The following is a 24,371-nucleotide window of genomic DNA, read 5'->3' on the forward strand; positions in this document are numbered from 1 at the left end:
GAATCCCACGAAGACACGATGACGACGCGTACCACCAGCTCCACCGCCTCCCCCGACGCAGACATCCCGAGCAAGAGCAGCCTCTCGACCCTCAAGGGCTTGATCCCGTTCATGGCGCCCTACCGGCGCCAGTTCATCCTGGCCGGCATCGCGCTGCTGTTCGCGGCCGGCGCCACGCTGGCCATTCCGGCTGCCTTCAAGCAGATGATCGATCTGGGCTTCGGCGCCTCGGCCACCGCGCGCGGCATCGAGAACGTCAACGCGACCTTCCTGGCGCTGTTCGGCGTGGCCGCCGTGCTGGCGGTGGCCACGGCTGCGCGCTTCTACATGGTCTCGTGGCTCGGCGAGCGCGTGACGGCCGATATCCGCAGCGCGGTGTACGGCCACGTGGTGCGCCAGAGTCCCGAGTTCTTCGAGACCACGCGCACCGGCGAAGTCCTGTCGCGCCTGACCACCGACACGACGCTGATCCAGGCGATCGTCGGTACCAGCATCTCGCTCGCGCTGCGCAACACGCTGCTGTTCGTCGGTGGCCTGATCATGCTGTTCATCACCAGCCCGCGCCTGACGTCGATCATTCTTGGCCTGCTGGTACTGGTCGTGCTGCCGATCGTGCTGTTCGGCCGCCGCGTGCGCAAGCTGTCGCGCGATTCGCAGGACCGCATCGCCGATGCCTCGGCCGTCGCCGGTGAAATCCTCAACGCCATGCCCACCGTGCAGGCGTTCACGCGCGAAGGCTACGAAGCCGGGCGCTTTGGCGTCGAAGTCGAAAGCGCGTTCACCACCGCCATGCGCCGCATCCGCGCGCGCGCGACACTGACGCTGCTGGCCATCGTGCTGATCTTCGGGGCGATCGTGTTCGTGCTGTGGCTGGGCGCGCACGCCGTGATTGCCGGGACCATGACCGGCGGCGAGCTGGGGCAGTTCATCCTGTACGCCGGCATCGTCGCCGGTTCGGTCGGCGCCTTGTCGGAAGTGATGGGCGACGCCCAGCGCGCCGCCGGCGCCACCGAGCGCCTGCTCGAACTGCTGGGCGCGCGCTCGGACATTCAGGATCCGCCCCACCCGGCTGCCCTGCCTGCGCGTACCGCCAATGGCGCGCGCGTGACGCTCGACAATGTCACCTTCGCCTACCCATCGCGCCTGCAGGAAGCGGCGCTGTCGCACCTGGCGCTCGAGATCCAGCCCGGCGAAACGGTGGCCGTCGTCGGCCCGTCCGGCGCTGGCAAGACCACGCTGTTCCAGCTGCTGCTGCGTTTTTACGATCCGCAATCGGGCAGCATCCGCCTGGACGGCGTCGACGTGCGCGACCTGACGCTGCAAACGCTGCGGGGTGCGGTGGGCATCGTGCCGCAGGACACGGTCGTGTTCTCGCTCGACGCGATGGAAAACATCCGCTACGGCCGCCCCGACGCCACCGACGACGAAGTGATCGCCGCGGCGCGCATGGCCGCCGCGCACGAATTCATCGAGCGCCTGCCGGAAGGCTACCGCTCGTTCCTGGGCGAGCGCGGCGTGCGCCTGTCGGGCGGCCAGCGCCAGCGTATCGCCATCGCGCGCGCGCTGCTGAAGAACCCACCGCTGCTGCTGCTCGATGAGGCCACCAGTGCGCTCGACGCCGAATCCGAGCGCCTCGTGCAGCGGGCGCTCGAAGCCGCGATGATCGGGCGCACCACGATCATCATTGCCCATCGCCTGGCCACCGTGCAGCGCGCCGACCGCATCGTCGTGCTCGACGGCGGCAAAATCGTCGAGATGGGCACGCACCACGAACTGGTCGCGCTGCGCGGCGTGTACGCCAACCTGGCCGCGCTGCAGTTTCAGGCGCATGCGCCCGTGGCGGCGTGACCACAGCGTTAGAAATAGCAAGGGTGTTGGCGATCGAATCGTGACTTCTCGTCACATTGCGTTGCGGCGTTGTATCGATACAGCGTAAAGACTGTCGAAACTCACTAAATGTTGCCTTGTGAAAAGGTTGGCGCGTATGATCCGGGGTTATACCCTCCATCATTACTCGACTTTCATGAGCAACCACAAATATAGTTTAGCCAGCTGGAATGTCGGCACCCGGATCAGCGCCGTCACCTTCGCCCTGGCAGGGGTCATCATCGCCGTGCTGATTGGCACAATCACGCTGTCCACATCGAGCATGCTGGAAAAGCGCGCCATGGAGAGCGTGACGAGCGAGCTCAAAGGCGTGGCCAACACGGTCGAACTGTTCAACAAGACGGTCTCGAGCCAGGCCGTCAGCTTTGGCCGCATCTTCAGTGCCGGTCTGCCGGGTGCGTATGCGCTCGACGAGGCAACCACTGTGGACATCGGCGGCCGCCAGGTACCCACCCTGAGCCTGGATGGCAAGGCGCTGAACCTGGACTTCGCCGTCCCCGACGGTTTCACCGAACGCACCGGCGCCAACGCCACGGTGTTCGCCGTCGCCGGTGACGACTTCGTGCGCGTGACCACGTCGGTCAAGAAGGAAAACGGCGATCGCGCCGTCGGTACGGCCCTGGACAAGAGCGCGCCGGCCTACGCCGCGCTGCGCGCAGGCCGCACCTATGTCGGCCTGGCGTCCCTGTTCGGCAAGCAGTTCATCACGCAGTACGAGCCGGTGCGCGACGCTGCCGGCAAGGTCGTCGGCGCACTGTACGTGGGCGTGAACATCAGCCAGGACATCGCGTTCCTCAAGGAGCGCATCAAGGCGATCAAGGTCGGCGACAGCGGCTACTTCTACGTGCTGTCGGCAGCGCCTGGCAAGACCTACGGCGACCTGCTCGTGCATCCGAAGAGCGAAGGCAAGAATATCCTCGACAGCAAGTCGGCCAACGGTCACGAGTTCGTCAAGGAAATGCTGGAGAAGAAGGAAGGCACCGTCCGCTACGACTGGCAAAACCCGGGCGAAAGCGGCTCGCGCGAAAAATTCGCGGCCTACAGCTATATGAAGGACTGGAACTGGGTCATCGCCGGCGGCACCTATATCGACGAGATCACGGCCGCCGCCACGGAGCTGCGCAACCGCTTCATCCTGCTGGGCCTGGGCGCGCTGGGCGTGCTGGCCACTCTGCTCTACCTGCTGGTGCGTTCGACCGTGACGCGTCCCCTGGCCGCCGTCGAAGACATCGCACGCCGCATTGCCGGCGGCGACCTGACCGCCCGGATCGCGCCGCGCAACAACGATGAAATCGGTCGTTTGACGGTCGCGATCAACGAGATCGGCGAGAACCTGTCGGGCGTGGTCGGCGAGGTACGCGACGGCGCCGAGCACATTGCCGCCGCCTCGCAGCAAATTTCGACCGGCAACCTGGACCTGTGCAGCCGCACCGAAGAGCAAGCGGCCAGCCTGGCCACCACCGCGTCGTCGATGGACGAGCTGACCACGACCGTGCGCCAGAACGCGGACAATGCGCGCCAGGCCAATGAATTCGCCCAAACCGCATCGAACGTGGCCCAGAAAGGCGGCGACACCGTGTCGCAAGTGGTCGCCCGCATGGATTCGATCACGGTTGCGTCGCGCAAGATTTCGGACATCACGAGCGTCATCGATGGCATCGCGTTCCAGACCAATATCCTGGCGCTGAATGCGGCCGTCGAAGCAGCGCGCGCCGGTGAACAGGGTCGCGGTTTTGCGGTCGTGGCATCCGAAGTGCGCAACCTGGCCCAGCGTTCGGCCGCAGCGGCCAAGGAAATCAAGGGCCTGATCGACGCATCGAACCAGGAAGTGGGCGCCGGCAGCGCGCTGGTGGCGCAAGCCGGCACCACGATGCAGGAAGTGCTCACGAGCGTGCAGCGCGTCACCGCCATCATGGCCGAGATCAGCAACGCCAGCCAGGAGCAGACCCAGGGCATCGAGGAAATCAACCGCGCCGTCGTCGAGATGGACACGACCACGCAGCAGAATGCCGCGCTGGTCGAAGAAGCCAGCGCTGCGGCGCAGGCGATGCACGAGCAGGCCGACGCCCTCGCCCGCTCGGTGCGCAGCTTCCGCCTGGCCGAAGACGGCCCAAATCTCGGCCACGATGCGCTTGCATCGACGCCACGCCGCCCGGCGCTGGCCCACAGCTGATTGACCATTCTGCGCCCGGCCATCCGGCCGGGCGCTTCCTGTGCCGGCCCGGCGCGGTGTAGAGTAGCGTTCCTGTTCCTTCGGAGTGCCCCTTGTCAGAAACCGCCCTGCAGCGCCGCTGCCACACGATCTTCCCCGGCCATCGCCAGCGCCTTCCTGCCGAACATTTCGCAGCGATGGCCGCCTGGTGCGAGCAGCACGACATCGACCACGACGTGTATGGCAATGGCGACCTGATTCAATCGTTTGAGGCCAAGGTTGCGGCCACGCTCGGCTTCGAGGCCGCCGTGTTCTGCGTCAGCGGCACGATGGCGCAGGTGACGGCGCTGCGCCTGGCCTGCCTCGAGCGCGCCAGCCGCCTGGTGGCGCTGCACCCGACCTCGCATATCTTCGTCCACGAACGCGCCAACTACCAGTTACTCGACCACTTCCAGGCGCTGCCCGTGGGCGACCGGCACCGGCCATGGACGGCCGCCGATCTGCTGGACGTGCCGGACCGCCTGGGCGCCGTGGGCCTCGAGATTCCGATGCGGGAGATTGGAGGGCAGCTCTCGCCCTGGGACGAACTCGAGGCGATCAAGCGCGGCTGCCGTGAGCGGGGCATCCACCTGCACATGGACGGTGCGCGCCTGTGGGAAGCGGCAGCCGGCTACGGGCGCAGCCCGGCGCAGATCGCGGCCGGCTTCGATTCGGTGTATGTGTCGCTGTACAAGGGCCTGGGTGGCCTGGGCGGCGCGATGCTGGCCGGCAGCAGCGAGTTCGTGGCGCGCTGCGCCGAATGGTTCCGGCGCCAGGGCGGCAATGTGATTCACCGCTCGCCGTACGTGGTGGCGGCCGCGATGGACTTCGACGCGCGCCTGGCGGCCATGCCCGATTATTTCAGGCGCACGCAGCACTTGTATGCCGCGCTGCGGGCGCACCCGGCGATCCGCGTGAACCCGGCCGCGCCCCAGGCGAATATGCTGCACCTGCACCTGCCCGTATCCCGCGACGCCGCACTGGCGATCCGCGACGCGCTGGCGGCCGAGCATGGTATCTGGATGTACAACCGCGCCGCCCATGGCGCGCTGCCCGACACCAGCGTCGTCGAAATCTACGTGGGAGACAACCTGCTGGCGATGCCTGATGACGCGCTGCGCCTGGCGTTGCAGCGCTTTGTCGACCGCTTGGCCGCGCCACCGGCTACCGGCCACGGCGCCCCGAGCGACCCCGTTTGCACCGGATGATAGAATGACGGGTTGTTAGTTCCTTCATCACACAATCCGCAATGCGCCAATATCTCGACTTCATGCGCCATGTCCAGCAGCATGGCGCCACCAAAACCGACCGCACCGGCACCGGCACCCGCTCGGTATTCGGCTACCAGATGCGCTTCAATCTGCAGGAAGGCTTCCCGCTCCTGACGACCAAGAAAGTGCACCTGAAGTCGATCATCCATGAACTGATCTGGTTTCTGCAGGGCTCGACCAATATCGCCTACCTGAAGGAAAACGGTGTATCGATCTGGGACGAATGGGCCGACGCCGACGGCAATCTGGGGCCTGTGTACGGTTACCAGTGGCGCAACTGGCCCACGCCCACCGGCGAGCACATCGACCAGATCGCGCAGGTGCTCGAGCAGATCCGCACCACGCCCGATTCGCGCCGCATGATCGTCTCGGCCTGGAACGTGGCGGACGTGCCGTCGATGAAGCTGCCGCCCTGCCATGCACTGTTCCAGTTCTACGTGGCCGACGGCAAGCTGTCGTGCCAGCTGTATCAGCGCAGCGCCGACATCTTCCTGGGCGTGCCATTCAATATCGCCTCGTACGCGATCCTGACCCACATGATGGCGCAGCAGGCCGGCTTGGAAGTCGGCGACTTCATCTGGACCGGCGGCGATTGCCACCTGTACGCCAACCACATGGAGCAGGTCGACCTGCAACTGTCGCGCGAGACGCGCTCGTTGCCGCAACTGGTCATCAAGCGCACACCTGACTCGCTGTTCGACTACCGCTTCGACGATTTCGAGATCACCGGGTACGACCCGCATCCTGGCATCAAGGCGCCGGTCGCTGTCTGACGACGACCGGCCTGACAGGCGGGCGCCATGGCGCCCGCCACCACAACCTGACGGGATCCCCATGACATTTCCACCGAACGCGCTGATGCTGCGCTTGCTTGCTCCCCTGGTCTGTACTGCGCTGACCGCCTGTGATGTATCCGGTCCCGCGACCAGCGGGCACGGCGGCCTGTCCGATGCAGCGCCGGCAAGCGGCAACCTGCCCGTGCAGGGGAAAGCCGGCCCCATCGGGGCGTCCGTGCATGGCGCCACCGTGGCGCACGCGAGCGCGGCAAAAGCATCCACAGGTACGAGTGCAAGCGCTGCGCCGTTTGGCAGTTATCTGCGCCCTTACGCAGCCACGTCCTTGTGGAATGCGCGGCCTGTCAATCCGACGTTCGGCACGTTCGTGATTCCCAGGTCCAGTTACTTCCCTACCGTCGCGTCGGGCGCCTATTCGACCGGCGTGTTCCTTGCATCGACGACGGACAAGCCCATGACCATCGTCGGGCCTGGCTCCACCGATGCGCACACGGTGGGGGTTGCCGACCCGGACAATGGCGGCAACCGCGTCATCACCCTGCCCCGCTGGCCTGCAGGCGTGTTGCCGGCCTCGGGCACGGATGGCCATGCCGACATCGTTGACCCGGTGACGCAGACCATCCACTCGTTCTGGCAGTTGAAGCAGAAGGATGGCCGCTGGACGGCAGCGCTGTATTCATGGAGCAAGCTGTCCGGCAATGGCTGGGGCGATCCCGCGCACTATTACCAGGGCGCGCGGGCGGTGGGCATTCCGGCGTCGGCTGGCCTGATCCGCAAGCATGAAATCAAGGATGGTCTGGCCGCCTACCCGCATGCGCTGGCGATGTCACTGACGAAGAATGGCCTGGCCAATGGGGTCACCAGCCCTGCGTACATCTTTCCCGCGACCTCGGCCGACAACACGGCAGCGGCGAATACCGGCGCCATTCCTCAGGGCGCGCTGATCATGCTGCCACGCAATTTCGACAGCAGCGAGATCACCAATCCCGACCTGAAGAAGATCGTCGAGACGCTCAAAATGTACGGGGCCTATGTCGTCGATTACAACACCGGCACGCCGTTCGTGATCTATGTTGAAAACGATGCCGGCTTCAACCTGATGCCCACGGGCTGGGATGGCAGGATCGCCAGCCAGCTCGACGAGATTCGCGCCAGCCTGCGCCAGGTAACGGCGGTCCAGGGTTGGACCGATGGCAACGGCAACCCGGCCAATGCGGCGATCAAGGCGCAGCAGAACATGAATATCCTGTCGATGCGGGGCCCATGGTCGCGCCAGTCGGGCACCGGCACGGCCACCTACGACACTGCCGGACAGCGTCTCGTGTTCGAACCGGCGAGCGGCAAGACCGTGTATGTCAATGGGAGTAATGCGGGCCTCACCCGCGTCACGTGGGCGAAGCCGCCAGAAGGCGCTCAGGTCGAGCTGTCGGTCAGTGCGACGGGCGGCGCCACGTTGCGCCTGAAGGTCAGCAGCAATGGCGCCGTGACCGAGGAGACCAAAGACCTGGGGAACGGGCAGTCCCGGCGGTTCGTATGGCCTGCGGACGCCAAGCTGACCCTGACCACGACCAGCGGCGCCAGCGGCGCGTCGTCCGTCAAGGCGTCGCTGACCAGGCTGCCTTGAGAGCGGCCGCCATCACAACCATAAGCCCGGCGCGATGGTGCGGGCGACCATGCGCAGTTTCTCTTTTGCCCTGTAACTGGCACTGCGATAATTCGCGTTGGAATACCCGGAATAACCATCGATCACCGGCTGCACCCGAAAACGCGGAATGATCTGCTTATTGGGCTTTTGCAATTCTTCTTTCATGGTTTGGAAGAATTTCTTTTCCAGTACAAATGATTTATCAAACTCTCCGCGGAAATACCGGTCGTAGGCATCGCGACGGAATGCAAAGGTCCGCAATTCCATCCAGAGATTACCACCCAACGACTCGCCAATCAGCGGTACATCCCTGAGGTCGCAATACACTTCGTAGTCGGCTGGCGCCGAGCAGATCAATCGCTCGATATTCAAAATTTTCAATCGCCCGGTGACCTTCCATACGTGATCGTCCGCCTTGATCAGGTTACTGGCGAGCAAGCCTTCATCAAACATCCGGAATTCTCCATATCCCTTGCCTCTGGATGGCGGATAGTCAGAACTGACACTGATGAACTCCACGTTCTTGTGCGACTTGCGCTGTAATGCGTTTTTCAGCGGGGTCAAATCAGTATCGGAGTTTTCCAGAAACACGATCCGGTCCGCGACGTGCGGCGCCACCGTTTCGTAATACCGAAGGGCTTCAATATAGTCGTTCATGCGGATGGCAGGATCCATCCGGGTCGAACCAGGCATGTCTTTCGATGGCGTGATCGTTGCAGACATCAGGATTACATTGGGTTTTTTCGGGTGCGACATGGTTTCCTCACGCTCAGGCCAATCCGGCCCTGCCAGTTTGTTGTCAATTCTACATCTTAGCGCGTTACGCTTGCCGCAGCCAGCACGTTTTTGGCGGATTGCAATACCAATGATTGGCCTGCCGCGTCTGATGATGGCCGTTCTGGCATCTTGGCGGTATTGCCGGCACCCCCGCGCCAGGCGCTGAAATAAAATTGTCTGTCATTACAATTCCACGCTGCGTATTAACGCGCTTGCATTCGTTATCGCCAGTGCTGACGTCTTTGCAAAGTCGTTTATGAGAAACACAAGCCCCGGCGGCATCTCGTTTCAATTCGATCACATCGATCCGTAATACTTTCTTAATGCCCATAGCAATATGGTCAATCTTCTGTTGCAAATCCCCAATAATTTCTCATAAAAATCTTTTTTGCCGTGTGGAATTGTTTTCCCTACAGTAATATTGGTGTCATCTAACAGGCTGAGAGCGAAGAGCCTGATACCGCATCCGATACTCCCTGATATTGAAGATACCCATATGACACTCTTTTCACGTACGGTGACCGTCAAGGTCGTCTCCACACTCATTTGCACGTCGCTGGTGGCTTGTGGCGGCGGCGGTACGGGCAGCGGCTCTGCCACCGCAGCACAAAGCGTATCGAACATCCCAACGCCGGTCGCTGCGGCGACGAAGCCAGTCACCGACACTGGTGGCTCCTCGACAGCCGCGCCTGCCGGGAGCGCGCCAGCAGCCAGCGCCAGCCTGCCCGTGAGCGAACCGGTGGTATCGCCGGTCACCGCTCCCGCATCGTCCACGGTGAGTCCATCCGTGGCGCCTGCGACCGAGCCTTCCTCCGCACAAGCGCCCTCGTCGAGTGCGCGGGATGGCGTTTTTGGCACATATCTGCGTCCATATGCAGCAAATTCACTGTGGAATTCGCGCCCGCTCAATCCGGTATTCGGTACGTGGGAAATTCCGAAATCCAGCTATTTCCCGACGGTGGCCTCCGGCGCCTACTCCACGGGCGTCTTCCTCGCCGCGGCGACGGACTCGCCGATGACTGTCGTCGGGACGGGCTCGACCGAGACCAATACGGTCGGTGTTGCTGACCCTGACAGTGGCACCAAGCGCGTCATCACATTGCCTCGCTGGCCGGCGACCGTGTTGCCGGCATCCGGCAGCGATGGCCACGCCGATATCGTCGATCCGGTCACGAATATCGTCCATTCCTTCTGGCAGTTGAAGCAGCAGAATGGCCGCTGGACTGCGGCGATGTACTCCTGGAGCAAACTGGGCGGGACTGGCTGGGGCGATCCTTCGCACTACTACCAGGGTGCACGCGCAGTCGGTATCCCCGCTTCCGCAGGGCTGATCCGCAAGCATGAAATCAAGGACGGCCTGGCCGCCTATCCTCATGCGCTCGCCATGTCGTTGACGTTCAACGCCCTGGCCGACGGCGTCAGCAATCCCGCCTATGTGTTTCCTGCGACGGCAGCGGACAATTCGGCGTCTGCCAACACCGGCACGATTCCACAGGGCTCCCTGCTGATGCTGCCACCGAATTTCGACAGCAGTGCGATTGTCAACCCGGACCTGAAGAAGATTGTCGAAACACTCAAGTTGTACGGCGCCTACGTCGTCGACCGGAATACAGGCACGCCATTCGTGATCTATGTCGAAAACGATGCCGGTTTCAACCTGATGCCGAAAGGCTGGGACAATTCGATTGCGGATCAGCTCGACAAAATCCGCGCCAGCCTGCGTCAGGTGACCTCGGCGCAAGCCTGGGTCGACGGCAACGGCGACATCAGGGCCGCAAGGAGCGCGACGCAGCAGAGCATGAACATCCTCTCGATGCGCGGCGGGTGGTACAGGCAGTCCGGTACGGGCACGGGCGACTATGATCCGATCGCGCAGAATTTCTCGTTCGCCGCAACGACGACGTCAACCGTCTACGTGAACGCCAATAACACTGGTCTGACCCCGGTGAAATGGGCGAGGCCGGAAGCGGGCACGTATGTCAACTTCACGGTGCGTGCTACTGGCGGCGCGAGGTTGCGACTGCAGGTCAAATCGGGCAACACGTTCACGCACGACACCTGGGACCTCGTCGATGGAAAATCGGTGCGCATCCTGTGGCCGGCCAATGCCTCGATGGTGTTGATCGCGACCAGCGGCACCAATGGTCCGTCGACTGTCAAGGCTGAACTGGTTCCGTCAACCTGACCCTAAATTTATCTCCCACAAGCCGCGCTGATAGCGCGGCTTTTTTTCGTCAATGTCCGTCATCGATCAACATGCCCACCGCAGGCCGGGGCCGCGTGGCTGCGCTGACGCCCCCGATATAACGCGGAATGTGTGTTCGTTACTATTCATGCATCTGAAATTTCGCTTATGATATTGCTGTTGATCATAATAACGGCAAATAGCGCGTCCAGCCCCACGGTTGCGGGTGTGGCCGCCTGGCGGCGTTGATGTCGCAGCCACCGTTTCCAGCCTCGTGGGCCACGGCCATCCATTTTAGGAAAACATTCCCTTGATTCATGCGTTTTCGATCGCCTTGCTGATGTTGCTGTGCATCATATTGGTGCCAGTGACAGTCCTGCTGGCTCAGGCAGTACTGGCCTGGCGGCCCGTGCGCAGCGCAGCATCCGTGCCCGGCTCGCGTCCCAGCGTTGCAGTCCTGATACCCGCCCACAATGAAGAAGCGGGCTTGCTCGCTACCCTGTCGAGCCTGCAACACCAGCTCAGCCCCAAAGACCGCATCCTGGTCGTTGCCGACAATTGTTCCGACGGTACTGCCGAGGTGGCCCGTCAGGCCGGCGCCCAGGTCATCGAGCGCAGCCACGCGCAACTGCGCGGCAAGGGCTATGCCCTGGACTTCGGCGTGACTGCCCTGGCCGACGCGCCGCCGGACGTTGTCGTGATTGTCGACGCCGACTGCATCGTTGGCGAAGGCGCGATTGCGCGCCTGGCAACGCTGGCCGCCCACCATGGCCGGCCCGTACAGGCGCTGTACCTGATGCACGCGCCGGCCGGTAGCGGACCGCTGAAAAAAATCGCCGAATTTGCCTGGCTGGTGAAGAACAAGGTGCGACCGCTGGGCTGGTTCCGGCTCGGCTGGCCATGCCAGTTGATGGGCACCGGCATGGCGTTTCCATGGCAAACGATCCGCAGTGCCAATCTCGCGACCGGCCATATCGTGGAAGACATGAAGCTCGGACTGGACCTGGCGCTGGCCGGCACCCCGCCGATGTTCTGTCCGCACGCGCTGGTATACAGCCATTTCCCGAGCAGCGCCGAAGGCGTACAGAGCCAGCGTACGCGCTGGGAGCACGGTCATCTGAGCGTCATTGCCAGCGCCGCCCCGGCTGCGCTGCTTGGCGCCATCCGCCGCCGCAGTGCCAGCCTGTTTGCGTTCGGCCTCGACCTGTGTGTGCCGCCGCTGGCGCTGCTGGTGCTGCTGGTTTGCGCGATCACGGGATTGAGCCTGCTGCTCGCCCTGGCCGGGGGATCGATAGCGCCGCTGCTGCTGGGCGTGCTGGCAGGCGCCGCGCTTGGCGTGGCGATCCTGCTGTCGTGGTGGCGCCATGGCCGCACGGTGCTGAGCGGCAAAGAACTGGCACTGGCTGTCGTGTATGTTCTGGCGAAAATACCGCTGTATTTCCGCTTTCTGTTCCGTCGTCAAGTTTCATGGGTGAGGTCAAAACGTGACAGTGAATAATTTTGTGCTGACCCCGCACGACCGTGCGCCTGTCGTCACCGACTTCACGCGCCCCGTGTATTGCGTGCTGGGCCTGCCGTTCGACGCGCTGGATATGCAGCAAACCGTGGATCTGCTGCTGGCGCGCGCTGGCAGTGGCGAGCGCTGCTTTTTCTCGACGCCCAATCTGAACTTTTTGATCACCAGCCAGCAAGATCCGGTGTTCCGCGACTCGGTGCTGCGCTCGTCGCTGTCGCTCGCGGACGGCATGCCGGTCGTGTGGCTGGCAAAGTTGCTGGGATTGCCGTTTACGGACCGCGTTGCGGGGGCGACCGTCTTCGAACGCCTGCGCGATCAGCGCGCCATGCCGCTGGGTGTGTTTTTCTTCGGTGGGCCGGACGGCGTCGCGCAGCAGGCAGCCGATGTACTCAACGCCGGTGAGGGCCGCATGCGCTGCGTGGGCGCGTATTCGCCAGGCTTCGGGACGATCGAAGACATGAGCACGCCGGCCATCATCGAACGCATCAACGCCAGCCATGCCGACCTGCTCGTCGTGTCGCTGGGCGCCAAGCGCGGTCAGGCGTGGATCGAACACAATCTGGCCGCGCTGGACACGCCGCTCGTCAGTCATCTGGGTGCGGTGGTCAACTTTGTCGCAGGCACCGTCAGCCGCGCTCCTTCGCTCGTGGGCCGGCTGGGCCTGGAGTGGTTGTGGCGCATCAAGGAAGAACCCGCACTCTGGCGGCGCTACTGGAGCGACGGCATGGCGCTCGTGCGCCTGCTCACCACGCGCGCATTGCCAGCGGCACTGGATGCGCGGCGTCTGCGCGCGGCCACCGTTGCGCCTGTCCTGCAGGAAAGCGACGATGGTCAGTTGTACACGCTGACTCTGGGCGGCGCCTGGCGCGACGCCGCGCTCGGCATACTGCGCACTACCCTCGCGCGCGCTACAGCGCAGCCACGCCGGATGCATATCGTGTTGCGCGAAGATTGCAGCCTCGACAGCGCTGCGCTTGGCCTGCTGCTGCTGTTGTACGGGCATCAGAGCAGAACAGGCATGGCCCTGAACGTGGACGCTGGCAGCGCTTCGCTGCGCCGCACGATGCGCCTGCAGAATGTCGACTTCCTGCTCCGTGGCCTTCCTGGTTCCGTGGCCTGATACCGGCAACCCTTGGTTTTCATTTGATTGGATCGTGCAGCATGGATTGGCTCGTATTGTCGCCGTTCGTTAAGACTACCTGGCCTGGCTGGTTGATGCCGTTCATCGACGCGCGCCTGCACCGCACCCGGCAGGTGCCGGCCGATTACGATCACGACCGTTCGCGCGCCGTGTCGTCGCGCCGCGAGTGGTTCGATTACCTGCGCCACGGCTGGCGGGGTTTCAGGCAAACGTTCGGCAAGCACCCGACCGGCATCGTCACGGCATTTCCGCAGCTGGCCGTCATTGTCGCGTTGCTCAAAACGCTCAGTGGCCGCAAGAACGTGCCGCTGATCGCGTGGTGCTTCAACCTGGCCCAGCCTTATGGCGGGATCAAGGGCAAGCTGGCTCGCTTCTGCCTGCCGGCTGTGGACCTGTTCGTCGTGCATTCGCGCGCCGAAATCGACATCTACAGCAATTGGCTGCAGCTGCCGCGCGAGCGCTTCGTGTTCGTGCCGCTCAGCGCAGAATTGCCGGATACCGCCATCTGGACGGACGAGCTTGACGACCCGTATATCGTTGCGCTGGGCACGGCCAACCGCGATTACGCGCTGCTTGCCGACGCCGCCGGGCAGCTGGGCTACAAGACGATCATCGTCGCCGGGACGCACGCTACCGCCCATATCCAGGCGCCGCCCTGCGTGAGCTTTCGCTCCAACCTGACGCTGGCGCAATGCCACCAGCTGGCGCTGCACTCGCGCGTCAACGTCATTCCGATCGCGGACGTGAATGCGCCCTCCGGCCAGGTGACGGTGATCGAATCGATGATGCGCGGCGTGCCCATGGTGGCCACTGACTGCGCCGGCACCAATGATTATGTCGTCGACGGCGTCGATGGTTTGCTGGTGCCACCGAACGATGTACCGGCCATGGTGAACGCACTGCGCACGGTCTGGGAAGACGCCGCACTGCGGGGCGCGCTGTCGCGCAATGCGCGCCAGGCGTCGCTCGACAAATTCACCTTCCCGGCGGCCGCCGCGCGCCTGACTGAGTTGATGACGCAACTGGCCAGTCGGCAGCCACGCCGCGATTGACTTGACCCTGGAAGTTGAACAACGTGCCGGCGTCCGCGTCTGGACGACTATTTCATCGTGGTGTACACGGAGACCGAATTGATTGCTTATTTATTGCTGGCGCATGGTAACCCCGCACACTTGCAGCGGTTGATCGCGCGCCTGCGCTCGGATGGAACGGCGTTCTTCATCCACGTCGACAAAAAAGCCGACCAGCGTGCATTTGCACACCTGAAGGCGGATGACGTCACGCTATTGCCGGCGCCAGTTGCCGTGCACTGGGGCGACTTCTCTCAGGTGGAAGCGATTCTGCTGTTGATGAAAAACGCACTGGCGGCGGGCCCCTTCACACGTTTCGTCCTGCTCAGTGGCGTGGATTATCCGTTGTGGCCAACAGCATCCATCAACGCGTTCTTCGCCGACCAGCCGGCCGCCGAATACATCAATCTCGTGCCAATGCCCTCTGCAGCAGCCGGCAAACCACTGGCGCGCCTGACCACCTACACGCTGCGCCCGACCTTGTCGCCCCTGCACCGCCTGACCCTGCGCGTCTTGCTCAAAGCCCGCATCATCCCGCGCGTACGCGATTATCAGCCTGCGCTGGGAGCGTTGAAACCGTATGGCGGGTCGACCTGGTGGGCGCTCACGCGGGCGGCGTGCGAATACCTCGTCGACTACGCGGACGGGCATCCGGCACTGGTGCGGTTTTTCAAGGGGACCCAATATGCGGACGAAACATTCCTGCATACGATCCTGGGCAATTCACCGCTGATGGCCAACGTCAGGCGCAATCTGACCTACACCGACTGGAGCGCAGGCGGCGCCAGCCCGGCCAATATGTCTGCACGACACGTGGACTACTTCCGCACCAAACCGCAATTTGGCGCCGACGATGTCTACGGCAGTGGGCCGATGATGTTCGCGCGCAAATTCAGCGACAGTGACGCCGCGCTGTTGCAGGCAATGGATGGCTGCGCCTGAAGGCAGCAGACCGCATCAGGAGAAGATTTATTGAACACGAAGCACGCTATGGCTAACCGCACCGAGAAATACGACATCCCTGTCTTCGCGATGGGGGACGCCATTCCCAAGCAGATCCACCAATGCTTTTTTGGTGCACGGACCTTTACCGAAGAGCTGGCGAACAACGTCGACTTCATCAAGCGGCTTAATCCGGACTGGACACACACCCGGTACGACGAGCCCATGATGAAGCAATTCATTCTGGAGCACTACGGCGCAAAGATCCTGCGCTATTACGAACGCATCAATCCAAACTACGGTGCAGCGCGCGCTGACCTGTTCCGTTATCTGCTGCTGTATAAAGTCGGCGGCGCCTACCTGGACATCAAGAGCACGATGACGCGCCCATTCGACGACTTCATCAAGCCGTCGGATCGCTATCTGCTGGGGCAATGGGACGATCCGGATAACCTGGACCGCCTTGGCTGGGGCATCCACCGCGAACTCGCCCATATCGACCGCGGCGAATACCAGCAATGGCACATCATCTGCGCGCCGGGCCACCCCTTCTTGCGCGCCGTGATCCTGTCGGTGCTGGCCAATATCGATCGCTATCTGCCGTGGCGCAACGACACCGGTGCGCATGGCACGTTCAGGCTGACCGGGCCGGTCGCCTATACACTGGCGATTCATCCATTGACCGCGACCGAGCCGTACCGGCTGATCGATAGCCGCGAGAGTGGCCTCGTGTATTCGATCCTGAATCAGCGCAGCCACGCCAAGCTGTTCACATCCCACTATTACCGGCTGACGGAATCGATCGTCAGGCTCAATACGTTCTGGACCGTCGTCGGCAAGCTGCGCCACTTCAAAGTACAAACCAAGGCGCTGATCAAGCGCCAGCTGAAGAAACTGATCGGTCGACCGACTTAGCTTAGCGGATCGAATTGGCGAGCGACATCTTGAACTTGCCGGCCCTGATTTTCTTCAGCGCGAATTTGGCATGTTTTGAACGCAGCATGACACCCAGATCGCTGAGCGTCAGCCGTATCTGGTCGTACCCTGCCAATGAATACAGCAAGCCGGCCCGGTCACCGGGCTGGCAATGCTTTTCATAAAACAGGTGAGCAGCGCGAACGATTTTCTCGGACGACTTCTTGGTGATCCGCTCGAATTCGTGCGAGATATCCATGATGTAGGTATTGGCCTGAATGCTGTACGCCGGGCCACCGGTCTTGATCAGCCGCACCCACATATCCCAGTCCTGCCACGCGGGCATCGCCGGATCGAAGGCGCCGGCGTCCTTCATGCGCTGCGGCGTGGTAAACACCTGGTTGCCGACAGCGTTCGACTGGACGATCTCTTCGGCCGAGACCGACGCCTGCGTGTCCCACAGCGCCACGCTGTCGCCGTCGTTGACGATGCGCCGGTCGAACAGGCACGAGAAGCGCAGGCCGCTTTCCTGCTGGCGTCGCCAGGCTGCCAGAAAGGTCGCCAGTCGGTGCGGGAGAAAAATATCATCGTCGTCCAGACCGGTGATGAACTCCCCTCGCGCCACCTGAATGGCCAGATTGCGCGCCGCGCAGGCGCCCACCGACGTGTCGTTGTGAATCAGCGTGATCGCGATGTTTTCGTCCAGCCCGTTCACATAGTCGCACGTGCCATCGGTCGACCCATCCGACACGATGATGAGTTCGATCGGCCGATGCGTCTGCGACAACACCGAATTGACGGCGCGCTTCAACAGATCGAGGCGGTTCTTGGTGGGTATATAAACGGTAATCAGGTTTTCCATATGCACGTCGTCGATCTCGATAAGGTGTAGCAGCGCGGGATGGGCAGCATGCCGGGCACGATCACCCGGCCTTCATGCCAATCATTTGTTTGCAGCTCTGTACCACTGCTTTCGAAAACAGCATGGTCAATGCCCCGTAGATCACGGCGCCCGTTATGGTGACCGCGATCAGGATCGTCTGTGGCGCATGGCCGCCGTTCGACAGCATGTTGAACAGCGGATAAATCACCGCGACCATCACCATCGAGAACATCACCGGCTGCCAGATCACGCGCAACAAGCCGGCCAGGCTGGTGTGCAATTCGCGCGTCGCGTAATAGAAGTGCGGAACACCATTCAGGATATTGGCGACCAGATAGCAGGCAGCAACGCCCTCGATGCCCCAATTGACACCGATGAAAAAGCTGCCGACCTGCAGGACCGAGCCAAGCAAGCCCAGCCGCATCATCAGATCGGTGCGGCCGGTCGACATGAACACCGAACCCGTCGTGGAAATCAAGGATTGCAGAAAGCCGACCGGCGCCAGCCAGGCGAGAATGATCGGGACCTGCGCCCACTGCTTGCCCAGTGCAATGGCAACGAACGGCTCACGCAAAACCCACAGACCCGCCATCATGGGCGCCGTCAAGGTGGCGATCATGGCCAGGGCGCGGAAATACAGGTGCGCCATTTTGTCCCGCTCGGCCTGCTGTCGGCTCATTACCGGGAACAATGCCCGGCCAGCGACATAGCTCATGCTTTGCAAAGGGAACATCATCACTTTGTAGGCCTGGCCATAGATGCCCAGCTGCACCGAACCCAGGACGCGGCCGATCACCAGGCTGTCGGCATTGCGGGCGAAAAAGTTGATGAAATTAAAACCGGTCAGATTGCCACTGAAGCCCCACAAGGACCGCAGTTCAGGCGCGCTCCAGATTTTCTTGGGCCGCCAGGGACTCGCCAGCCACAATTGCGTGGACGAGAGCGCCGCCGAGACCAGTGAATTCCACACCAGGCTGTACACGCCATAGCCCAGATAGGCCAGCGTGATCGCGACCGTGAGACCGACGACCGATGACACGATCTCGATGCGCGCCAGCGTCTTGAAGCCGGACCGGCGCTCCACCAGCGACTGGTGCACGGCACTGGCGCTGGTGATCGGAAACACGATCGACAACAGGCACAGAACCGGTGCGAGCCGGTCGATACGGAAGTAAGCCGCCAGGAATGGCGATGCGAGGACCAGGGCCAGCGTCAGGAACAATCCCATCGCCATGTTCAGCCAGAACACGGTGCTCGTGGTTTGCTCGGTCAGGTTCTCCTTTTGCACGACGGCCGCGCCAGTGCCCATGTCGCGCAGCAGAAAGGCGAAATTGGTGGCGACGGTTGCCATTGCCAGCAACCCGTATTCGGAAGGCGGCAGCAGCCGCGAGAGAATGGTCAGCGAGATGAGCTGCAAGACGATTCTTGAAGCCTGCGACAGCGTCAGCCATCGCGCATTGGACATTGCAGACATTATGTTGTTTTTCTTTCTGTATCAAAGCCGTAGGCACCGATCATCGCCCGGATCTGGTTATCGTTCATCATGGCGCCCAGATTGTCTTTCCATAGTGCGACCTCCTGGGTACCTTCCCAGGTATGGATGTCTTGTTGATGCGGCACGCGCTTGAAGGTGGCGCCATTGGCACGCGCCATCCACCAGAACCAGATGTCGTCACCACGCGGGCAATGGGCCGTGAAGGCGTCGACATTCAGTACTTCAGGACCGAAGACATTCGGCGGATACAGCACGCCGCCGATCCCGGTCGGGAAATTCAATGTGCTCGATTCGCGATTGGCCGTTTCGAACTCCCATTCGTTGTAAGCGACAGGCAGCCCGTCGGCGCCCAGCTTCACGCGGTGCATCCGGTGGCAGATCACCTCGAGCCGGGCCGGATCGCGCGCCGCCATCAGTTGCGCCAGCCAGTCCGGCCAGTAATGGACGTCGTCGTCGGCAATCACGATCGGCGCGTTGCAGCCCTGCTGCAATAACGGGATCATTTTCTTGTACGACTTCAGGTCGTCGCAGGGAATGATTTCCAGTCCGGCGGCGCGCAGCTTCGTCACTGCCGGTGGCAGCGCTGCCATATCCCCGCGCGCGATCCACAAAATGGTGCGATCGGCCACATGGGACTGCGACAGCAACGATTTCAGTGTCAGGTGCAGCGTGCCAAAACGTGGCGGATACGACGTCAGCGAGACGATCACGCCGGTGCCGGCACGCTGGCGGCGCGCATAGCGCCGGCCTTGTGTCAGCCAGTCCAGTTCGCGCCTGGTGTGCAGCGCCAGCATTTTCAAACGCCAGCGCAGCTTGAGGTAGATATCTCTTGTCCAGCTAATCATGAATCGTGTTCTCGGAGTGCCAAAAAATTGCGGTCGTGAGCGAGCGGCGCCAGCGGGCCAACGGGCCCGCCAGCATGTGCATCAAGCCCCGGTCTGGCGCATCAACTGCGCCAGTTTCGCCGCTTCGGTGTCGACAGCGTGGCGCGCCAGCACGCGCTGATGACCGGCCTCGCCCATCGCCTCGAGCTGCGCCGGCGTCGCCGCCAGGCACGCTTCCAGCGCGGCAGCGAGCGCCTCCACGTCGCCAGCCGGGAACAGCCAGCCCGTCTCGCCATGGCGCACCAGCTCGGGAATGCCGGCGATGTAGGTAGTCAATACCGGGCGACGCAGCGCCATCGCTTCCATCACCACAACCGGCAGCCCCTCGGCAAAGCTCGGCAAAACCATGGCGCGCGCTGACAGCATTTCTTCGCGCACCTGGTCGCCGTTGATCCACCCAGTGATGCTGATGTGGCTGCCCAGATTGCTGGCGGCGATCAGCGCCTCGATCTCGCCGCGCATTTCGCCGTCACCGGCCAGCACGAGATGGATCGGAATCCCTTTTGCCACCACGGCCTGGACCGCGCGCACCAGCAGCATCTGGCCCTTTTGCTCGCACAGGCGGCCGACGCACACCAGCCGCGGGGCAGCCGGACTCGGGCGCGGCGGCACCGCGTGAAAACCCGGGTCGATGCCGCAGTGAACCACCTGCACCTTGGCCCAGTCGGCATATGCAGCCCAGCGGAACAGCTGGCTGCGCCCGAACGAGCTGACGGCAACCACGAACGCCGAACGGCGGATCTTTTCGCCCAGCCACAGCAGTTCGGGCTTGTCGAATTCTTCCGGCCCGTGCACGGTGAAGCTGTAGGCCGGGCCACCAAGCATGCTCGCCAGCATCGCTACTTCGGTTGAATTGGTACCGAAGTGCGCGTGCAGATGGCGTGCGCCATGCGCCGCCATCCACGGCACGATCCGGCAGGCTTCTGCCAGGTAGATCAGGTGCAGCGGCAACGGGCGATCGGCCCGCATGCCGATCTTGCAGGCCAGCGCCAGCGCCCTCGCAAACCGGACTGGCCGCTTGACGGCCATGCGCACGACGTCCATGGCCATCGCCACGGCGCCGTCCTGGAGTACATAGCGCGTCAGGGCGCGCTCACGGACGTCTTCCTCGTCGCGCAATTCGTCTTTCCAGCCACGCATGGCGAGGCGCTGCACCTTGTAGCCCTGGCGCTCGAGCGCCAGGATTTCGCGTCGGATGAAACTGTGGCTGATTTTGGGGTACTGGTTCACCAGGTACGCGATGTTCATACTTTTCCTTCATGATTGCCCGGCAGGCCAGACAGACCGGCCCCGTGGCGCGCTGCGCCGGCCCTGGCCGTGCGCGTCTTGCTGCCTGGATGCAGGTTCACCAGCGCGCATGCGCCGCCGACGATGAACCAGAGGTACCAGTTGAATACCAGGTAACGGAACATATTGTCCGAGAACGACACGATCAGATACTGGATCACGATGGCCAGCATCAGGAACCCGGACACGGGATCGATGCGGGCCAGTGCGCGCAGCGTGCCCAGCACGCGGGCGTACAGCCACAGGTAGCACAGCAAGCCAACGGCGCCCATCTCGAAGAAGAACTGCACATAGACATTGTGGGCATCCCACCGGATCGTGCGGTCCATCGGGAAGAATGTCCCCACGTGGTAACCAAAGCCGTCAAGTCCATAGCCGAGGAGCATGCGCTTCGTTTCCATCCAGCCGATGGCCGATTCCCACAGCATCACGCGCCACGCGAACGAGTTGAGCTGCGCGTTGCGCACGACTTCGTTGCCCTGCCCCAGGTCCATCAGGCGTTCGTTTACCGACGGCACGAACAGCAGCAGCGGCAGCAACAGCAGGTACAACAAATAGCTGCGCTTGAAAATCAGCGCATACAGCACGAATACGAGGAAAGTCGCGAGCCAGGCGCTGCGGGTCTGGGTCAGCAACAGCTGCAGCATCAGCATGGGCATATAAATGCAGATAGCGATGCGCCCACGCGGCGTGATGTTGTACAGCGGGCTCTTGAGCATATACAGCCCCAGTACCAGCACCAGCGTCAGGTAGAAGGCCAGCACGTTCGGATGCGAGAACGTCGACTGCAGGCGAAAATCCCCGCCGCGCATATGCAGCGCGATATCGACGACGGCATACAGCGTGGGCAGCAGCGACGAATACATCACCAGGCGGATGGCTTTGTTGAAGTCCTCGTTCGAGCGGACGATGTAAATCGCAATCATGAAGATCGCGAAGTTGGACACGATGCCCAGATACATTTTCAGCGCATTGGTCTTTTCGTACGACAACACCAGGCCCACGCTCATCATCAGGACAAATGGCAACCAGAAACGCGCCAGCCGGCCAGGAAACGCCTTCGGCTTTTCCATCACCATCATGCACGCGATGATGATCACGAACAGGTTGATCAGGCCGCCAATGCCCATGCGCACGCTGCCGATACCGAACTGCGTCGATTCCAGCACCATGTCGCCGACCGACCGGAACAACAGGATCAGCATCACCAGTTTTTTATAGTCGTAGATCAGCAGCACACCCAGCAACAGCAAGGCAGGCAGCGCCGCCAGGCGGCCGAACTGATACCCCATGCTGTCGCCAAACATGGGGATCACGGCGCCGACGGACAGGCTCAGGACGACCAGGGCCATGATGGTCCAGGTCGGAACGCCGAAGGGTTCCCTCAGCCAGTTAAGCAGTTGCACTGATCTGTTCACCATTCCCTGCTGCCACTAGACCAGTTGCGGCGCGACGCGGATGCGGCGCTTGCCCGGATAACGGCGCACGAGCCAGCCACGCACCGCGTGCCACTCGCCCGTTTCCGTGATATCGCCGGAACGGAAGCGGTTGAAGCGCCACAGCAGCGACGCCCAGTTGCGGGTGGAAATCGCCTTGCGGTAGCGCAGTTCGCGTTCGATCTCGGGCGACGCGCCGAACACCTTGCGCACGCTGCGCGCCATGTTCTCGAATTCCGCGTCGAAGTTGCGCTTGCCACCGACGTCCATCAGGATGCCGCCGTGGTTGCAGAACGGCGCCGGATCGAACCACGGCAAGTTGTGCATCGTGCAGAACGAGCGCGTCAGCGAGCGCGAAATCGCCAGCGAGACTTCCATCTGTTCGGTGAAACTGGTGATGCTGACGTTCTTGCCGTGCCAGCGGTACTTCAGCAGTTTCTGCGGCAGATTGGTGACCTTGCCCAGGATCGCGAGCTGACCGAAGAGGAAATAGTCTTCCGCCAGCGACGGCACATCGATGCGCTGGTCCTCGGGCAGGATTTTCAGGATGTCGATGCCGTAGCGCACACCCATCTTCTGGACCGGGTCAAAGCGCAATGTCGAGGCCGGATGCGACACCGGATTACGGAACAGGCTGGCCGCGCCGATGCGGGCCGTGCCCACCGGCAGGCGCAAATCGTCGAGCTTGTTACCAGCAGCGTCGATGACGTCGGCCTGGCCACTGACGACGATGCATTCGGGCTGCGCCTCGAACGCGGCCAGCGTCAGCGCCATGCGGTCCGGCAGGCAAATATCATCGGCGTCATGCCGCATGATGAATTCGCAGTCGGCAATGTCGATGCCGCAATTTAACAGGCCGGACAAGCCCTTTGCCTGCGGGAACGAATGGACTTCGATACGCGGGTCGCGCGCATGATACGCCTGGGCCATCTCGACGCTGCCATCGGTCGAACCGTGATCAAGGACCAGCAGGCGCCAGTCGGTGTAGGTCTGGGCGATGACACTGTCGATCGCTTCCGCCAGGTAGTCCTTGCCGTTTTTCACTGGCAGTAAAATATCAATTCGTGCCATTCTTTACCTTAGTTAAAGCTGATTTTTTAGAGCTGATTTCTTCTTCGCCGCGCATGGCCGGCTGGCGCCCTGCCGCCATCGCATCGATCGCGTCGAGCACGGGCGCAGATGCTGCGGAAAACTTGCGCGCAAACAGCACTTGGCGCCGTTCGCCAGGGCTGTTCTTGAACTCCGATGCGTGGATCACCGGCCCCGCGAACCGGGGCAAATAACCCGCATCGAGCACATCCGGGCCCGTCTTGCCAGGCGACCAGCGGGTGAACGTCAGGCTGTGGCTGATGTTCTGCCTGAACGGCGAATTCCACAGGATGTACTGAAAATAGAATTCATCGGGACAATCGACCAGCTTGCAGAACCGGTACACCTGCGGCGCGCGCGCCGTCACGTCCAGCACATACTTCACGGCGTCGCCGCTCAAGCACCACCACTGTGAACCGGTGACCAGCTCGCCTTTCAATACCTTGCGATAGTCGCGCAGCGGCAGCACCCTGTTCAGAAAATTCTGCAGCGGCCAGCGAAAGCGCCTGAGTGGCTTGCTCTTGCGGATCGACACCTGGGTAATGCGCTCGAGCGGCTTGCCATACCTGGTGTCAGGCAGCGCGAACGTCTCGATGAACTCGGTGCTGCGATGGCGCTCGAAAAACGCCTCGATATCCGCGGGCGTGTACAGCGGATAGCAGGCGCCGCTCAGCAACACATAGCGATCGAAGCCGCCTGGCGCGGCTGCTGCGCACGCCATCAATTCAAGCGTCGCCTTGACCAGGGAGATATCGCCCCAGGCGCCGTTGACGCGGCGCTTGCAGAACGTGACCGCCGGGGCCAGTGCGGCAAATGCGGCCAGGTCCGACTTCGCGTCGATGTGCACGAAGAACGCGGCACCGGGCGCGCTCAAGCGCGCGACCAGCCGCTGCAGATGCGCCGGCTGGTCGTGCGCGAGGATCAGGTACGCGATTCGCACAGTCAAGCCTGCACCATGCCCAG

At 62.5% G+C, this 24,371-nt stretch carries 20 protein-coding genes; 11 read left to right on the forward strand and 9 right to left on the reverse strand.

Annotated features, from left to right (window positions below; translation table 11 throughout):
- Nucleotides 1–18: 18 nt before the first annotated feature.
- The 5 genes from NX775_RS22095 (at nt 19) to NX775_RS22115 (ending at nt 7,767) form a co-directional block, all read left to right on the forward strand.
- Nucleotides 19–1,848 (forward strand): ABC transporter transmembrane domain-containing protein, encoded by a 1,830-nt coding sequence (locus tag NX775_RS22095; RefSeq protein ID WP_258837934.1) that lies wholly within the window; start codon nt 19–21, stop codon nt 1,846–1,848.
- Nucleotides 1,849–2,023: 175 nt separating this feature from the next.
- On the forward strand, nt 2,024–4,060 hold the full coding sequence (locus NX775_RS22100) for a methyl-accepting chemotaxis protein (protein WP_258837935.1): 2,037 nt from the start codon (nt 2,024–2,026) through the stop codon (nt 4,058–4,060).
- A gap of 92 nt (nt 4,061–4,152) precedes the next feature.
- The gene (locus NX775_RS22105; RefSeq protein WP_258837936.1) at nt 4,153–5,286 is read left to right on the forward strand and encodes a threonine aldolase family protein; all 1,134 of its coding nucleotides are present in this window, start codon (nt 4,153–4,155) and stop codon (nt 5,284–5,286) included.
- Nucleotides 5,287–5,327: 41 nt separating this feature from the next.
- Nucleotides 5,328–6,122 (forward strand): thymidylate synthase, encoded by a 795-nt coding sequence (locus NX775_RS22110; protein ID WP_258837937.1) that lies wholly within the window; start codon nt 5,328–5,330, stop codon nt 6,120–6,122.
- Nucleotides 6,123–6,183: 61 nt separating this feature from the next.
- Nucleotides 6,184–7,767, forward strand: coding sequence for an Atrophin-1 multi-domain protein (locus tag NX775_RS22115; protein WP_258837938.1), 1,584 nt, complete (start codon nt 6,184–6,186; stop codon nt 7,765–7,767).
- A gap of 12 nt (nt 7,768–7,779) precedes the next feature.
- Here NX775_RS22115 and NX775_RS22120 read toward each other — a convergent pair whose 3' ends face one another.
- The gene (locus NX775_RS22120; protein ID WP_258837939.1) at nt 7,780–8,544 is read right to left on the reverse strand and encodes a hypothetical protein; all 765 of its coding nucleotides are present in this window, start codon (nt 8,542–8,544) and stop codon (nt 7,780–7,782) included.
- Between the two features lie 318 nt (nt 8,545–8,862).
- Nucleotides 8,863–9,339, reverse strand: a complete 477-nt coding sequence (locus NX775_RS22125; RefSeq protein WP_258837940.1) for a hypothetical protein — start codon at nt 9,337–9,339, stop codon at nt 8,863–8,865.
- 13 nt (nt 9,340–9,352) lie between these two features.
- Here NX775_RS22125 and NX775_RS22130 point away from each other — a divergent pair, with 13 nt between their 5' ends.
- The 6 genes from NX775_RS22130 (at nt 9,353) to NX775_RS22155 (ending at nt 16,334) form a co-directional block, all read left to right on the forward strand.
- Nucleotides 9,353–10,750 (forward strand): Atrophin-1 multi-domain protein, encoded by a 1,398-nt coding sequence (locus tag NX775_RS22130; protein WP_258837941.1) that lies wholly within the window; start codon nt 9,353–9,355, stop codon nt 10,748–10,750.
- A 361-nt stretch (nt 10,751–11,111) separates the two neighbouring features.
- Complete coding sequence (locus NX775_RS22135) at nt 11,112–12,248, forward strand: glycosyltransferase family 2 protein (protein ID WP_258837942.1); 1,137 nt, start codon at nt 11,112–11,114, stop codon at nt 12,246–12,248.
- Nucleotides 12,235–13,386: a WecB/TagA/CpsF family glycosyltransferase gene (locus tag NX775_RS22140; protein ID WP_258837943.1), complete on the forward strand. Its 1,152-nt coding sequence runs from the start codon at nt 12,235–12,237 to the stop codon at nt 13,384–13,386. The genes NX775_RS22135 and NX775_RS22140 overlap by 14 nt, the downstream gene beginning before the upstream one ends.
- 41 nt (nt 13,387–13,427) lie before the next feature.
- Complete coding sequence (locus NX775_RS22145; RefSeq protein ID WP_258837944.1) at nt 13,428–14,459, forward strand: glycosyltransferase family 4 protein; 1,032 nt, start codon at nt 13,428–13,430, stop codon at nt 14,457–14,459.
- A 78-nt stretch (nt 14,460–14,537) separates the two neighbouring features.
- Nucleotides 14,538–15,419 carry a beta-1,6-N-acetylglucosaminyltransferase gene (locus tag NX775_RS22150; RefSeq protein WP_258837945.1) on the forward strand — a complete coding sequence of 294 codons (882 nt, stop codon included), beginning with the start codon at nt 14,538–14,540 and terminating at the stop codon, nt 15,417–15,419.
- 48 nt (nt 15,420–15,467) lie between these two features.
- Nucleotides 15,468–16,334 (forward strand): glycosyltransferase family 32 protein, encoded by an 867-nt coding sequence (locus NX775_RS22155; RefSeq protein WP_258837946.1) that lies wholly within the window; start codon nt 15,468–15,470, stop codon nt 16,332–16,334.
- A 1-nt stretch (nt 16,335) separates the two neighbouring features.
- Here the strand turns inward: NX775_RS22155 and NX775_RS22160 are convergent, their stop codons facing one another.
- From NX775_RS22160 to NX775_RS22190, 7 genes are all read right to left on the reverse strand, one after another.
- A complete protein-coding gene (locus tag NX775_RS22160) occupies nt 16,336–17,196 on the reverse strand; it encodes a glycosyltransferase (protein ID WP_258837947.1) in 861 nt (286 codons plus the stop codon).
- Between the two features lie 61 nt (nt 17,197–17,257).
- Nucleotides 17,258–18,691 (reverse strand): MOP flippase family protein, encoded by a 1,434-nt coding sequence (locus tag NX775_RS22165; protein WP_258837948.1) that lies wholly within the window; start codon nt 18,689–18,691, stop codon nt 17,258–17,260.
- Nucleotides 18,691–19,557: a hypothetical protein gene (locus NX775_RS22170; RefSeq protein WP_258837949.1), complete on the reverse strand. Its 867-nt coding sequence runs from the start codon at nt 19,555–19,557 to the stop codon at nt 18,691–18,693. Before NX775_RS22170 ends, NX775_RS22165 begins: the two co-directional genes overlap by 1 nt.
- Before the next feature lie 81 nt (nt 19,558–19,638).
- Nucleotides 19,639–20,844, reverse strand: coding sequence for a glycosyltransferase family 4 protein (locus NX775_RS22175; RefSeq protein ID WP_258837950.1), 1,206 nt, complete (start codon nt 20,842–20,844; stop codon nt 19,639–19,641).
- Nucleotides 20,841–22,235: an O-antigen ligase family protein gene (locus NX775_RS22180; RefSeq protein WP_258837951.1), complete on the reverse strand. Its 1,395-nt coding sequence runs from the start codon at nt 22,233–22,235 to the stop codon at nt 20,841–20,843. The genes NX775_RS22175 and NX775_RS22180 overlap by 4 nt, the downstream gene beginning before the upstream one ends.
- Before the next feature lie 81 nt (nt 22,236–22,316).
- A complete protein-coding gene (locus NX775_RS22185; RefSeq protein WP_258837952.1) occupies nt 22,317–23,390 on the reverse strand; it encodes a glycosyltransferase family 2 protein in 1,074 nt (357 codons plus the stop codon).
- Entirely contained in the window at nt 23,377–24,348 is a 972-nt protein-coding gene (locus NX775_RS22190; RefSeq protein WP_258837992.1) for a beta-1,6-N-acetylglucosaminyltransferase, read from the reverse strand. Before NX775_RS22190 ends, NX775_RS22185 begins: the two co-directional genes overlap by 14 nt.
- Between the last annotated feature and the right edge of the window lie 23 nt (nt 24,349–24,371).

This window comes from Massilia aurea, assembly GCF_024753205.1.
GTDB lineage: Bacteria > Pseudomonadota > Gammaproteobacteria > Burkholderiales > Burkholderiaceae_D > Telluria > Telluria aurea.